Source organism: Streptomyces sp. SID11385, assembly GCF_010548245.1.
Taxonomy (GTDB): Bacteria; Actinomycetota; Actinomycetes; order Streptomycetales; family Streptomycetaceae; genus Streptomyces.
In genome coordinates this window covers 1-12,558 of sequence record NZ_JAAGLR010000344.1, presented here as the reverse complement: position 1 = coordinate 12,558, position 12,558 = coordinate 1, and the positions used below count along the sequence as shown (strand labels likewise).

The 12,558-nt window shown below is 71.3% G+C and carries 11 protein-coding genes, 1 tRNA gene and 1 pseudogene; 3 read left to right on the top strand and 10 right to left on the bottom strand.

What is annotated here, in order from left to right; translation table 11 throughout:
- From G3I42_RS10275 to G3I42_RS10265, 3 genes and pseudogenes are all read right to left on the bottom strand, one after another.
- Nucleotides 1–324 (bottom strand): annotated as a pseudogene (locus tag G3I42_RS10275) (sel1 repeat family protein); the annotation flags it as partial.
- Between the two features lie 378 nt (nucleotides 325–702).
- Nucleotides 703–776: transfer RNA gene (locus G3I42_RS10270), tRNA-Met, on the bottom strand.
- Between the two features lie 71 nt (nucleotides 777–847).
- Nucleotides 848–3,769, bottom strand: coding sequence for a UPF0182 family protein (locus G3I42_RS10265; RefSeq protein ID WP_203606616.1), 2,922 nt, complete (start codon nucleotides 3,767–3,769; stop codon nucleotides 848–850).
- Nucleotides 3,770–3,995: 226 nt separating this feature from the next.
- Here G3I42_RS10265 and G3I42_RS10260 point away from each other — a divergent pair, with 226 nt between their 5' ends.
- Complete coding sequence (locus G3I42_RS10260; RefSeq protein ID WP_164284514.1) at nucleotides 3,996–4,553, top strand: PPA1309 family protein; 558 nt, start codon at nucleotides 3,996–3,998, stop codon at nucleotides 4,551–4,553.
- Nucleotides 4,554–4,668: 115 nt separating this feature from the next.
- Here the strand turns inward: G3I42_RS10260 and G3I42_RS10255 are convergent, their stop codons facing one another.
- From G3I42_RS10255 to G3I42_RS10240, 4 genes are all read right to left on the bottom strand, one after another.
- Nucleotides 4,669–5,766: a PDZ domain-containing protein gene (locus G3I42_RS10255; protein WP_164284511.1), complete on the bottom strand. Its 1,098-nt coding sequence runs from the start codon at nucleotides 5,764–5,766 to the stop codon at nucleotides 4,669–4,671.
- A 78-nt stretch (nucleotides 5,767–5,844) separates the two neighbouring features.
- Complete coding sequence (locus tag G3I42_RS10250; RefSeq protein ID WP_164284493.1) at nucleotides 5,845–6,135, bottom strand: hypothetical protein; 291 nt, start codon at nucleotides 6,133–6,135, stop codon at nucleotides 5,845–5,847.
- Between the two features lie 116 nt (nucleotides 6,136–6,251).
- Nucleotides 6,252–6,683: a molybdenum cofactor biosynthesis protein MoaE gene (locus G3I42_RS10245; protein WP_164284509.1), complete on the bottom strand. Its 432-nt coding sequence runs from the start codon at nucleotides 6,681–6,683 to the stop codon at nucleotides 6,252–6,254.
- Between the two features lie 74 nt (nucleotides 6,684–6,757).
- Complete coding sequence (locus tag G3I42_RS10240) at nucleotides 6,758–7,867, bottom strand: SDR family oxidoreductase (protein WP_164284505.1); 1,110 nt, start codon at nucleotides 7,865–7,867, stop codon at nucleotides 6,758–6,760.
- A gap of 212 nt (nucleotides 7,868–8,079) precedes the next feature.
- On the opposite strand from G3I42_RS10240, the gene G3I42_RS10235 reads away from it, so the two are divergent.
- Together G3I42_RS10235 and G3I42_RS10230 are read left to right on the top strand one after the other, a co-directional pair.
- Nucleotides 8,080–9,567: a zinc-dependent metalloprotease gene (locus tag G3I42_RS10235; RefSeq protein ID WP_164284502.1), complete on the top strand. Its 1,488-nt coding sequence runs from the start codon at nucleotides 8,080–8,082 to the stop codon at nucleotides 9,565–9,567.
- Nucleotides 9,564–10,094, top strand: a complete 531-nt coding sequence (locus G3I42_RS10230; RefSeq protein WP_164284499.1) for an NUDIX hydrolase — start codon at nucleotides 9,564–9,566, stop codon at nucleotides 10,092–10,094. The genes G3I42_RS10235 and G3I42_RS10230 overlap by 4 nt, the downstream gene beginning before the upstream one ends.
- 184 nt (nucleotides 10,095–10,278) lie before the next feature.
- On the opposite strand, the gene G3I42_RS10225 is transcribed toward G3I42_RS10230, so the two are convergent.
- The 3 genes from G3I42_RS10225 to G3I42_RS10215 form a co-directional block, all read right to left on the bottom strand.
- The gene (locus G3I42_RS10225) at nucleotides 10,279–11,013 is read right to left on the bottom strand and encodes an AIM24 family protein (RefSeq protein WP_164284495.1); all 735 of its coding nucleotides are present in this window, start codon (nucleotides 11,011–11,013) and stop codon (nucleotides 10,279–10,281) included.
- A 14-nt stretch (nucleotides 11,014–11,027) separates the two neighbouring features.
- Nucleotides 11,028–11,708, bottom strand: coding sequence for an AIM24 family protein (locus G3I42_RS10220; protein WP_164284523.1), 681 nt, complete (start codon nucleotides 11,706–11,708; stop codon nucleotides 11,028–11,030).
- Between the two features lie 38 nt (nucleotides 11,709–11,746).
- The coding region (locus G3I42_RS10215; protein ID WP_239096374.1) for an AIM24 family protein at nucleotides 11,747–12,558 on the bottom strand (812 nt) is incomplete at its 5' end.

The window sequence follows — 12,558 nt, the reverse complement described above, 5'->3', positions numbered from 1 at the left end:
GGCCTCGGCGTCCGTGAGGTCGGGCGCGAGGGTCTCGGGCGCCGGGAGGGGACCGGCGAGCGGGCCGGGGGCGGGGTCGCCCGCGAGGTCGGCGGTGCCGGTGAAGTCCTCGGCGGGCTCAGCGGGGGCGGTCGTGGCGAAGAGTGTGTCGGTGCCCGCCGTCACCGGCCGGGGCACGGCCGGGGCGGTGCCCGGTCGCGGCTGGGCGATACCGGGGGGCGGGATCAGCGCCGTACCGCTCTCGGCCTCTTCGGCCCATGGCGTACCGGAGGGCGTGAACCGTCCCGATTCCCACCACGTCGCCCTGTCCCCCACAACGTCCATCGTCGCACCACCCGCGAGCCCGTACACCTGGTATATCCGGGTCCCCTTGAGGTCTCTACAGCTAATCGAGGTCTCTACAACGTTTTATCGACATGCCCACACGAGGGCACGTCAAACTCGGAACACCCAACTACCCCCGCAAGCTTCACTCTTCACATGCGGAGGCTCTCCGATCTCGGTCCGTCCGTACAGCCGACACACGGGGCGGGTCCCAGGTGGTCCCAGCCTCGCGCGGCGGACCGCCGTGCGGATGAGTAGTCGTACTCAAGCAGAGGGGACTGACAGGCTCCGGTACGTGCCCGCGAGGGCAGTCGCGGCGGTATGCCCGCACAGCAAAGAAGGCCCGGACCCCTTGCGGGACCCGGGCCTCCTCCTTCGTAGCGGGGACAGGATTTGAACCTGCGACCTCTGGGTTATGAGCCCAGCGAGCTACCGAGCTGCTCCACCCCGCGTCGTTGTGATCACCACGCTATCACGCGGAGCGGGGCGCGCCCGCCCCCGGGGACCGGGGGCGGGCCGCTCGTCAGCTGCTGGAGCCCGAACCGTCCTTCTTCGGGGGCGCCTTGGAGTCGGAGGACGGCTTCGACGCCGCGTCCTGCGCCTTCGCCGCGCGCTCCAGGGCGTCCTGGAGGCGGTCCTGCGCCTCGCCGTACGCCTTCCAGTCGCCGTCCTTGAGGGCCTGCTGCCCGTCCTCGAAGGACTTCTCGGCGTCGTCGAGGGCGCCTTGCAGGGTCTTGTCGCCCGTGGTGGGCGGTTCCTGCTTCTGTTCCTCGTCCTGGTCGCCCGGTGGCGTCTCGGACTCGGCGCCGAAGACGACGTTGAGTGCCTTGTCGAGGGTCTCCTCGAAGGCGGTCTTCCCGGCGTAGGTGACGAGGACGCGTTTGAGCAGTGGGTACTTCAGGCCGCTGCCGCGCACGTAGACCGGTTCGACGTAGAGGAACTCGCCGTCGAGTGGCACGGTGAGCAGGTTGCCGTACTCGACTTCCGAGTCACCACCACGCAGAAGTCTGATCTTCTCGGCGATGGCCTCGTTCGAGTTGAACTTGCTCTGCACCTGTTTGGGCCCGTCGGTCGTATCGGCCGTGGGCATTTTCAGGAGCGTGAGTCTGCCGTAGTCCTTCGTGCCGGCCTCGGCGTCCACCGCCATGAAGGCGCTGAGGTTGTCGCGCCCGTTGGGGGTGAAGGTCGTGGTGAGCGAGAACGCCTGGTTGCTCTCGCCCGGCATCCTCATGCTGAGGTAGTAGGCGGGGATGGAGTTGCCCGTCTTGTTGGTCGGGTCGTCCGGGACCTGCCAGACCTCGGAGCCGCTCAGGAAGGTCTGCGCGCTGTCCACGTGGTAGCGGGTGAGCAGTTCGCGCTGGACCTTGAAGAGGTCCTGCGGGTAGCGCAGGTGCTCCATGAGCTCCGGGGAGATCGCCGAACGGGGTTCGACGGTGTGCGGGAACGCCTTCATCCAGGTCTTGAGGACGGGGTCCTCGGTGTCCCACTGGTAGAGCTTGACCTCGCCGGTGTACGCGTCGACGGTCGCCTTCACCGAGTTGCGGATGTAGTTGACCTGGTTCTGCTGGGCGACCACCGCGCGCTGGTTGTTCGCGGCGGTGAGCGAGTCGGCCGTCGTGTCGCCGAGCGTGGTGCGCGAGGCGTACGGGTAGCCGTTCGTCGTCGTGTAGGCGTCGACGATCCACTGGATCTTGCCCTTGACGACGGCCGGGTAGGCGTCGCCGTCGATCGTGAGCCAGGGTGCGACGGCCTCGACGCGGTCCTTCGGGGTGCGGTTGTAGAGGATGCGCGAGCCGTCCCCGATGGCGCCCGAGTAGAGGATCTGCGGCTCGCCGAAGGCCACCGCGTAGGCGGCCCGGTTGAGCGGGTTGGAGAGGCTGACGCCGCTCTTGCCCGTGTACCGGGTGGTCTTCTCGCCGTTGTCGTCGGAGTAGTCGATCTCCTTCTGGGGGCCGCCGACGATCGAGTACTGCGTGGTCTTCTCGCCGTAGTAGACGCGCTGCTGGTAGTCGCCGAGGTCGCCCTTCGAGGGAAGGTCGGACTCGGTGAAGACGGGGCCGCCGCCGGAGTCGGCGTTGTCGCCCTCGGCGGCGACGACGCCGAAACCGTGGGTGTAGCGGAAGTGGTCGTTGATCCAGTTCCGCTTCGGGACGCCGTTGAGGTTCAGCTCACGGAGCCCGATGACGGTGTCCTGGTCCTTGCCGTCCTTGTCCTTGTACCGGTCCACGTCCAGGTTCGAGGGGAACGCGTAGTAGTTCCTCATCTGCTGGCGCTGCTGGAAGGTGGGCGAGACGATGTTGGGGTCCATGAGGCGGTAGCTCGCCGCCTGGTCGGCGTCGGCGCGCAGCTTGGACTTGTCGTCGGTCTCGCTCTTGCCCGGGTACTCGCTGACCTTGGCGTCGTCGATCCCGTACGCCTTCTTCGTGGCGGTCAGGTTCTTCTGGACGTACGGGGCTTCCTTGGCCTGCTCGTTGGGCTGGACCGTGAACTTCTGCACGACCGCCGGGTAGAGGCCGCCGATGAGGATCGCGGAGAGCACCATGAGGCCGAAGCCGATGACGGGGAGCTGCCAGGTGCGGCGCCACAGCGTCGCGAAGAAGAGCAGCGCGCAGATGATCGCGATGCAGAAGAGGATCGTCTTCGCCGGGAGGTAGGCGTTGGCGTCGACGTACCTGAGGCCCGTCCAGTTGTCGGTGGCCTTGAAGTCGCTGGACTTCACGGCGAGTCCGTAGCGGTCGAGCCAGTACGCGACGGCCTTGAGCGAGACGAAGATGCCGAGCAGGACGGAGAGGTGCCCGGTGAACGCCTTGGTGACGCGCTGGCCGGGGCTCGTGACCCGTACCCCGCCGTAGAGGTAGTGGGTCAACAGTGCCGCGATGACCGAGAGGACGACGGCGGCGAAGCCGAAGCCGAGCAGGAAGCGGTACCAGGGCAGGTCGAAGGCGTAGAAGGAGACGTCCAGGTGGAACTGGGGGTCCTTCTGGTGGAACGACTGCCCGTTGACCCACATGAGCCAGGTGCGCCACTGGCCCGCCGCGGAGGCCCCGGAGACGAGGCCGACGAGGGCGGTGATGCCGAGGAGCAGCCACTTCTTGTACGGGGCGATGCCCATGCGGTAGCGGTCGAGGTTCTGCTGCTCCATCGACATCGCGCTGAGCGGGGGCCGCAGCCGGTGCGCCAGCCAGATGTTGACGCCGACGGCGGCCGCCATGAGCAGCCCGAAGACGACGAAGAGGCCGACCTTCGTCTTGAGGGTGGTCGTGAAGACCGAGGAGAAGTGGAGCGACCGGTACCAGAGCCAGTCCGTCCAGAAGCCCGCGAACATGACGAAGGCCATGGCCAGCACGGCCAGGACGCCGAGCGTCATGAGCAGGGTGCGGACCCGCCGGGAGGGGCGGCCCACTCTGATCCGTGGCCCCGTCGGGCCTCCGCCGCGGTCCGGCATCTGGAAAGCCAAGGTGCGCACCTCGAAGTTCGCTGTGGTGGTGGTCGGTCGGTGTACGTGGTGGTGCCGCGCGGGGGCGCCGGGGCGTCACGACCCCGACCGGTTGCCCGGTTGGGCCTGATTCGCCCCATTCGTGGGGCCTGCGCGGCACGTCCCACACCCATGCAACTTAACGAAGCTTTACTCAGTTCCCGTCCTGGCCCCTGAAGAGGGCAGGATATTGCCCATGTCCAAAGATTCCCCCGCCAGCCCCCCGCCCGCAGCGACCCCCCTCACCCGTGCCGTACTGGAGATCGATACCTATGCGGCCGGTCTCGGCTGGGACCAGCCGGCCCGGCTCTTCGCCCTCGTCGACACGGGCCGGCTGCGCGCCGAGGAACCGGAGCTCGCCGAGCGGCTCGGTCTCGACGAGGACGCGGCGGCCGGCACGCTGACCCCGGTCGAGCAGGAGGAGGTCCCGGCGGACGTCCCGCTCGACGAGTTCCTCGCCACGATCGGCTGGCCGGACGCGGTCGCCGGCTGCGCGCTCACCATCGAGCGCCTCATGCTGCCGCCGTCCGCCGAGGCGAGCGTCCCGGAGGACCTCGACGAGGCCGCGCTCGCGGCGTGGGTCGCGAAGCACCCGGAGCGGCAGGAGGTGCGGATGACCGTCGCGGTGCTGCGCGACGGGGACCGCGAGTCGGCGCTGCGGCTGCGCGAGAAGGACTCCGAGCTGGACGTCCTGACGGGCGCGGACCTGGTGCCGGGTCTCGCGCAGGCGCTGGAGGCGACGTTCGCGGCGTAGTCGCGAGCGGGGGGACGTACGGGGGCGAACGTACGGGGGCGGACTCACGAGGGGTCCGCCCCCCTTTCGCGTCCGCCCCCGCCCCGCGTCCGCCCCGCGTCCGCCCCGCCTCCGCTCAGCTCTTCGCGCAGGAGGGGAGGCCGTCGGGCTTGCCCGTGCGGATCTTGTCGAGGGCCTTCACGGCGTCGCCGATGGTGCGGACCTTGACGAGGGTGAGCCCGTCGGGGGTGTCCTCGCTCGCGGCGGCGCAGTTGTCGGCGGGAGTGAGGAAGTACCGGGCTCCGGCGCGGCGTGCGCCGACCGTCTTCATGCCGATGCCGCCGATCGCGCCGACCTTCCCGTCGTCGTCGATCGTGCCCGTACCGGCGACGAACGTGCCGCCCGTGAGGTCGCCGGGGGTGAGTTTGTCGACGAGGCCGAGGGCGAACATGAGGCCGGCGCTGGGGCCGCCGACGTCGGCGAGCTTGATGTCGATGGAGAACGGGAAGGTGTGGTCGACCCCGGCGGTGATGCCGACGATGGGACGGCTGGGGCCCTGGTCCTTGCCCGAGCGGGCGGTCGTGACGGTGACCTCGTGGGCGCCCGTGGGCTGCTCGTGGCGTTTCTCGGCCGCCGCGGCCTTCGCCGCGGGGATCACGGAGAAGCGGACCTTCTCGCCGACCTTGTGCTTCGTGACGACCTGGGCGACGTCGTCGGCCTCCTTGACCTTCGTCCCGTCGACGCTCTCGATGACGTCGCCCGCGTGGAGCCTGCCCTCGGCGGGGCTGTCCTTGGTGACGGCGGCGACGACGATGCGCGAGGAGACGGGGATGTGGAGCTGCCGGAGCGCCGCGACCTTGGCGTTCTCCTGCGACTGCGAGAACTCCTCGGCGTTCTCCTGCGTCGACTGCTCCTCGGTCGTGCCCTCGGGGTAGAGGTTGTCGTGCGGGACGATGATCGAGTCGCCCGAGAGCCAGCCCCAGACCGCCTCGGGGAGGTTCATCCGGTAGTCGGGGCTCGTGACGCGGACCGTGGTCATGTTGAGGTGGCCGCTCGCCTCGTACGTCTTGCGCCCCGAGACCTGGAGCACCGGTTCGCCGCCGTGGTCGCCGAGGGTGTTGACGGTGGGGCCGGGCGACATCTCCGCGTACGGGACCGGGATCAGCACGCCGGCGCACAGGAGTGCGACGAGGACGAGTGTCGAGGTGAGGAGGGTCACGGTACGGCGCGGCATGGCACGACAGTACGGGACGGGCCTGTGTCCGCACGCCCGGGCCCTCCGGGTCCGGCGAACGGGTGAGAGCGGCGGGACTCAGGCGCTTTCGGCGGGCTCTTCCCTGGGCGCGCGCCCCGCGGAGAGCGAGGGGGTCCAGGCGGCTTCGGCGGGCTCTTCCCCGGTGGCGCGCCCCGTGCCCCGCTTCTGCGTCGCGGTGCCCTGCTCCCGCATCGCCGTGCCCTGCTTCTCCATCGCGGCGCGGAACTTCTCGTACCCGGCCAGCTCGGGGCCGTCGCCCGTCCTGCGGGTCCGGTTGGCCCACATGGCCCACAGCCCCGCGCCCACGGCGGCCACAAGCGGAATCAGCAACCACGCGAGTGCAGCCATGCCGACCTCCGACTCCCCGACTGTGTCACCTACTGGCTGATCAGCAGATTAACCAGCTGCCAGTGCAACGCTCGCTGGCGGGGTGCGGTTACGCAACCGGAGGGGGCGGGGCGGCCTCAGCAGGCGCCGACCCACTCCTCGCGGCCGTCCGTGAAGCGCTGGTGCTTCCAGATCGGCACCTCGTGCTTGAGGTCGTCGATGAGGCGGCGGCAGGCGGCGAAGGCCTCGGCGCGGTGCGGGCAGGAGACGGCGACGACGACGGCGAGGTCGCCGATCACGAGGTCGCCGACGCGGTGCGTCGCGGCGAGGGCCCGTACGGGGAAGTCGGCCGCGACCTTCTCCGCGACGCGCCGCAGCTCGGCCTCCGCGCTCGGGTGGCTGGAGTAGCTGAGCGAGGCGACGTCCCGGCCCCCGTCGTGGTCGCGCACCGTACCGACGAAGAGCGCGGTGCCACCGGCGGCGTCGTCACCGACGGCGGCGAAGACCTCGTCGACGGAGAGCGGCGTGTCGCGCAGGGCGAGGAGTTTGATCGGATCGGTATCGGTCATGTCCACATGGTGCCGCACCGTGCCCGTCCCTTCCGGCGATGGAGGAGCCGCGTCCGGGGCATGCCCCCGCGGCATCACAGCCGTCTGCGGGCCTTGCGCGCCCTGCGGACGAGCGCCGCCGTACCGAGCAGCGCGACCGTCGCTCCCGCCGCGCCCGCGGCCGTGGCGTCCTTGCGGCCCAGGCGCCGCCCCACGACCGTCCGCCGTCCCGCGACCTCTTCCAGCAGCTCCGCCAGGACCTCTTCGTTGCTCCACGTGGGGCGCCAGCCCGCGTCGTGGAGGCGGCTGCCGCTGACGACCCACGGGTTCATCGTGTAGGCGAGGTCGCCGGCCGGGGACGGGGTGAGGCCGATGCGGTGCAGGCGCGCGGCGGCGCCGAGGGCGACGGCGGAGGGGAGTTCCATGCGGCGGATGCCGCTGAGCTCCTCGACCTCCTCCTGTTCGAGCCAGCCGTCGCAGCCGACCGCGAGCTCTCCCTCGGCCTTCTCCAGGACCGCGTACTCCAGGGCGCTGACGAGGTCCTCGACGTGGCAGAACTGCCAGGCCGGGCGGGACCCGGCGACGACGAGGAGGCGCGGGGACTCGAAGTAACGGGTCAGGGCCGTGTCGGTGCCGCCGACGAGGACGGCGGGGCGCAGCACGGTGACGTTGAGGCCGGGGTGGGCGCGCGGGGCGCGGCGGGCGAGGCGCTCGATCTCCAGGAGGTCGCCGACGCCCGTGGCCTCGGCGGTCGCCTTCAGCTCGGCGTCCTCGGCGAGCGGCAGCGGGTTGTCGGGGAGCGCCCCGTAGACCATCGCGGAGGTGCACAGCACGACGCGGTGCACCCCGGCGGCCGCCGCGCAGGTCAGCACGGTCTGGGTGCCGCGCACGTTGTAGGCGGTGCGCGCGGCGGGCTCGGTCTCCAGGTCGAGATCGACGGCGAGGTGCACGACGACGTCGGCGCCGCGCAGTTTCTCGGCGAGGGCGGGGTCGCGGACGTCGAGGGTGTGCCACGTGGCCTCGGGGTTGTCGCCGCGCTTCTCGTCGATCGCGAGGACCCGGCCGATGTCGTCGGAGGCGGTGAGGCGCTCGACGAGAAGTGCTCCGATGCCGTGCGCGGCGCCGGTCACGGCGACGACGGGACCGCGCGCGGCGGACCCGGTCGGGTTTCGCGCTGCGCGAACCTGCGGATCTGGGGAACTCACCAGGCGTCTCCAGCGGTTGTCTGTCGTACGTACGGGCATGACGCGTACGTACCAGGTGGCGTCCATCCTGCCGCAGGCAGCGCGTCGGCGGAGCACCGAGCCCCGACCCGGTCCCGGTGTCTACGCTGGGTGGTACGTGGGCGTCATGCGCGCACCGCCCAGGGCAGCCGCCGCCGGACTCGTGCCGGCGGCCCTAACAGCCGAGGAAACCCGTGAGTGACAACCCATTCGGATTCGGCCTTCCGCCGGAGGAGCCGGACGACGGCGACGAAGGCAAGAAGAAGGACAGCACCGGCGGGTCCCAGGGCTCGGGTTCCGGCGCCGGGCAGACCCCCGGCAACCCGTTCGGCTTCGGCCTGCCGGGGGGCGGGGGCGGCGACAACCCGTTCGCCGCGCTCTTCGGCTCCATGGGGCCGAACGACCTGGGCGCCGCCTTCCAGCAGCTCGGGCAGATGCTGAGCTTCGAGGGCGGCCCGGTGAACTGGGACATGGCCAAGCAGATCGCCCGCCAGACGGTCTCGCAGGGCACGTCCGACGGCACGAAGGACCGGAGCGTGGGCCCGGCGGAGCGCGCGGCCGTCGAGGAGGCGGTGCGGCTCGCCGATCTGTGGCTCGACGACGCGACGTCGCTGCCGAGCGGCGCGGGCTCGGCGGTGGCGTGGAGTCGCGCCGAGTGGGTCGAGGCGACACTGCCGGTGTGGAAGGACCTCGTGGACCCGGTCGCCGAGCGGGTCGGGACGGCGATGGGCCAGGTGCTGCCCGAGGAGATGCAGGCCATGGCGGGCCCGCTGCTCGGGGTGATGCGCTCGATGGGCGGCGCCATGTTCGGCACGCAGATCGGGCAGGCCGTGGGGCAGCTCGCGGGCGAGGTCGTGGGCTCGACGGACATCGGGCTGCCGCTCGGCCCGGCGGGCAAGGCGGCGCTGCTGCCGCTCAACATCGATGTCTTCGGCAAGGACCTCGGGGTGCCGAAGGAGGAGGTGCGGCTCTACCTGGCGCTGCGCGAGGCCGCCCACCAGCGGCTCTTCGCGCACGTGCCGTGGCTGCGCTCGCACCTGTTCGGCGCGGTCGAGGGCTACGCGCGCGGCATCACGGTGGACACGTCGAAGCTGGAGGACGCGGTCGGCAATCTCGACCCGTCGAACCCGGAGCAGCTTCAGGAGGCGCTCCAGTCCGGCATGTTCGAGCCGCAGGACACGCCGGAGCAGAAGGCGGCGCTCGCGCGGCTGGAGACGGCGCTGGCGCTCGTCGAGGGCTGGGTCGACGCGGTCGTGCACGCGGCGGCGAAGCCGCGCCTGGGCTCGGCGGACGCGTTGCGCGAGACGCTGCGCAGGCGGCGCGCCTCGGGCGGCCCGGCGGAGCAGACCTTCGCGACGCTGATCGGTCTGGAGCTGCGCCCGCGCAGGCTGCGGGACGCCTCGCGGCTGTGGGCCTCGCTCGCCGACGCGCGCGGCGTGGACGGCAGGGACGGCCTGTGGGCGCACCCGGACATGCTGCCGACGGCGCAGGACCTGGACGACCCGGACGGTTTCGTCCACCGCGAGCAGCTCGACTTCTCCGAGCTGGACAAGATGCTCGGCGAGGCGGCCTCGGGCAAGGGCCCCGATCTGAAGAAGAAGGACGGCCCGGAGGACGGCTCCGACGACGCTGACGGCTCCGGCGGCCCGGGGGACGACGGGGATCGGGGTTCGGGCGCATGAGTCTGCACGGGGACGCGTACGGCGTCCTGAAGCGGTACGAGCGGCAGCCGGAGCTGCGGGACGCGTACCTGGCGCACCTCGACGCGCACCCCGACGACGGCATGTGGAAGTCGTGCGGGGCCGGGCACGTCACGGCGAGCGCGCTCGTGGTGTGCCCGGAGCGCGGCGAGGTGCTGCTCACGCTCCACCGCAAGCTGCGGCTGTGGCTCCAGATGGGCGGCCACTGCGAGCCGGGCGACGTCTCGCTCGCCGAGGCGGCGCTGCGCGAGGCCCGCGAGGAATCGGGCATCGGGGCGCTCGCTCTGCACCCCGGCGGCCCGGTGCGCCTCGACCGGCACCCGATCCCGGGCCCGTGCACGCAGCACTTCGACGTGCAGTACGTGGCCCTCGCCCCGGCCGCCGCCGCGGCCCGGATCAGCGACGAGTCCCTCGACCTGCGCTGGTTCGGCTACGCGGAGGCGACGGAGATCGGCGACGCCTCGGTGGGGCTGCTCGTGGCAGCGGCGCGGGAGGCGCTGGGGGTCTGAGGGGGCCTTGGGCGGTACGGGGGCGGGGCGGGCTCTCCGGCGGGAACAGGGCTGGGCCTGCGCCTCGCGCGGGGCGCCGCCCCGTACCCGTACCGCCGCTCCGTGCCCGTACCGCCGCGCCCGTCCCCGTACCGTCGTGTGCCCGCCCGGGCCCGTGCGGCCTACGGTTCCCGGCCCCGGGCCATCACTCCCAGGCGTTGCCCTGGTTCTGGCCGACGCCGTAGTGGCCGCGGACGCCCGAGAGGCTGGCGTTCTGCGGGGGGAGCATCTCGCTGGGCTGGACGAGGACGTGGCCCTGGCCGAGGAAGCTCAGCTCCCAGCCCTCGCCCGTGTTGCCGCGGCGGCGGAAGACGCCGCTGGACTGGGTCTGGGCCTGCATCTGGACGCGCAGGGACGTACTCCAGGCGACGACGGCGTCGGAGTCGACGTTGACGTAGTTCTGCCCGGTGACTTCCAGGAGCAGCGGCGTGCCGGAGGTCATGAGGGCGACCTTGCCGTTGCCGGTGAGGTTGAGCTGGTACTTGCCCGAGCCCGAGATGCCGTACTGGCTGTCGACGGCGATGACCTCGGTGTGCAGCGCGGAGTCGAGGGCGAGGACGTAGGCGCTGTCGACGGTGAGGCCCTCGTGGTCGACGTCGAGGAGGTGCAGGTACTGGCCGAGGTTCGCGAGGAACACGGTGCCCTGGCCCGTACAGCGCATGAGGTCGAGTCCCTCACCCGTCATGCGGCGGGAGCGGCGCTGCCCCGCGCTCTGGTACTCGCCGTCGAACTCCATGAGTCCCTGGTAGGCGACCATCGCACCCTTGCGCGCGAGGACGTCCTCGTGCCCGGTGAGGGCGATGCGCAGCAGTTGCGGGTTCTGGAGCGTCCAGCGCTCCTGGGTCTGCTGTTCGGTGTGTGCGAAGAGCGGGCTCTGCATGTCGGTGTCCCCCCTCAGCCCCGGATACGGAGCCGGTCGGTGCTGTCCTCGCTGGGCTGGACGACGACGATCCCCTGCCCCGAGAAGGCCATCTGGTACGCCTCGCCGCTGCCGCGGCCGATCATCGATCCCGCCTTGAAGCTGCGCTTGCCCTTGACCTTGAGGTTCGGGGACCAGGCGACGAGCGCGTCGGGGTCGACGTACGTCTCGTCGTCACCGCGCCCGCAGTCCACGACGATCGGCGTGCCGCGCGAGGTGAGCGCGATCCAGCCGTCGCCGCCGACCGTGACGTTGAACATGCCCTGGCCGGCGAACTTCGCGAGGCCCTTGACGCGTTCGACGCCCCACTGGAGGTGGGCGTCGAAGGCGAGGATGTTGGTGCCGTTGACGGAGATGCTCTCGCCGCCGAGGTTCAGGACGACGACGTCGGCGCCGTAGTCGGCGAGGTAGAGCAGGCCGTCGCCGCTGCACTTCATGAGCGGCGCGCCCTCGCCGGTGAGCCAGCCCCCGGCGAGCTGACGGACGGTGGGCGGGTTGGACTCGTACTGGATGAAGCCCTCGTAGGCGATCATCGAGCCGGAGCGGGCGTAGAGGTCGCGGCCGGTGCTCATGGCGATCTTGGCGATGTGGTGGCCGTGCGTGTCCATCCGGGCCTGCACGGGGGTCGCGGCGAAGCCCGCGAGGTGCTGCTGCATCATGCGCTTGCCTTCTCTCTCATGGCCTCTCGCTGGCTTCAGATCTCGTACGGCTGGACGACGATGAAGTTGCCGGGCGCGCCCCGGAACTGGAGGTTGACCGACTCGCCGCTGTGGCCGGGGTAGGCGTTGCGGCGCAGGCGTACCTGGCTGGAGAGGACGACCTGCGAGGCGGCCGACCAGGCGACGACGGCGTTGGCGTCGGCGAAGGTGGTCGGGGTGACCGGGAGGACGACCGGGGTGCCGTGCGTCTTGACGATCACGGTGCCGGTGCCCTGGAACTGCATCGTGAAGAGCGAGCCGCCGGGGAGCCCGTGGCCGTCGATGCGGCGCACCTCGCGCTGGAGGGATTCGTCGAAGGCGAGGACGGACTCGGCGGAGACGCAGATCGCGTCGCCCTGGAGTTCGATGGGGTGCAGGTGCGCCTCGTCCTCGGCGAAGAAGACCTGACCCTTGCCGGTGCAGCGCATGAGCTGGAGTTCCTGGCCCGTCGCGTTGCCGACGATGCGGCCCTTGAAGCCGGCTCCCTTGTAGCTGAAGTCGACCTTGCCCTGGTAGAGCACCATGCTGCCCTGACGCGCGAGGACGGGGCTGCCGTCCTCGCCGAGGTCGACGCGGACGAGTTTGTGGTTCTGCTGGGTCCAGCGGCGCCCGGTGGGGACCTCGCGGTACTTCTCCAGGTTGACGGCGACGCCCTTGGGGGAGTTGTCGTCGGGGATGGGGGCGCCGCCCTGGGGGGCGCCGGGGAACGTGGGGGCGCCGGGGGCGCCGGGGCCGGGCGGGAAGCCGGGGGCTCCGGGGGTCGGCGGGGCGGCGCCGAAGGGGGGTGCGTGGTAGCCGTCGGCGGTGG

Bases quoted from the DNA above. Each gene is read 5' to 3' on its own strand.
- G3I42_RS10265 (WP_203606616.1), bottom strand. From the start codon at position 3,769: ATGCCGGACCGCGGCGGAGGCCCGACGGGGCCACGGATCAGAGTGGGC.
- G3I42_RS10260 (WP_164284514.1), top strand. From the start codon at position 3,996: ATGTCCAAAGATTCCCCCGCCAGCCCCCCGCCCGCAGCGACCCCCCTC.
- G3I42_RS10255 (WP_164284511.1), bottom strand. From the start codon at position 5,766: ATGCCGCGCCGTACCGTGACCCTCCTCACCTCGACACTCGTCCTCGTC.
- G3I42_RS10250 (WP_164284493.1), bottom strand. From the start codon at position 6,135: ATGGCTGCACTCGCGTGGTTGCTGATTCCGCTTGTGGCCGCCGTGGGC.
- G3I42_RS10245 (WP_164284509.1), bottom strand. From the start codon at position 6,683: ATGACCGATACCGATCCGATCAAACTCCTCGCCCTGCGCGACACGCCG.
- G3I42_RS10230 (WP_164284499.1), top strand. From the start codon at position 9,564: ATGAGTCTGCACGGGGACGCGTACGGCGTCCTGAAGCGGTACGAGCGG.
- G3I42_RS10225 (WP_164284495.1), bottom strand. From the start codon at position 11,013: ATGCAGAGCCCGCTCTTCGCACACACCGAACAGCAGACCCAGGAGCGC.
- G3I42_RS10220 (WP_164284523.1), bottom strand. From the start codon at position 11,708: ATGCAGCAGCACCTCGCGGGCTTCGCCGCGACCCCCGTGCAGGCCCGG.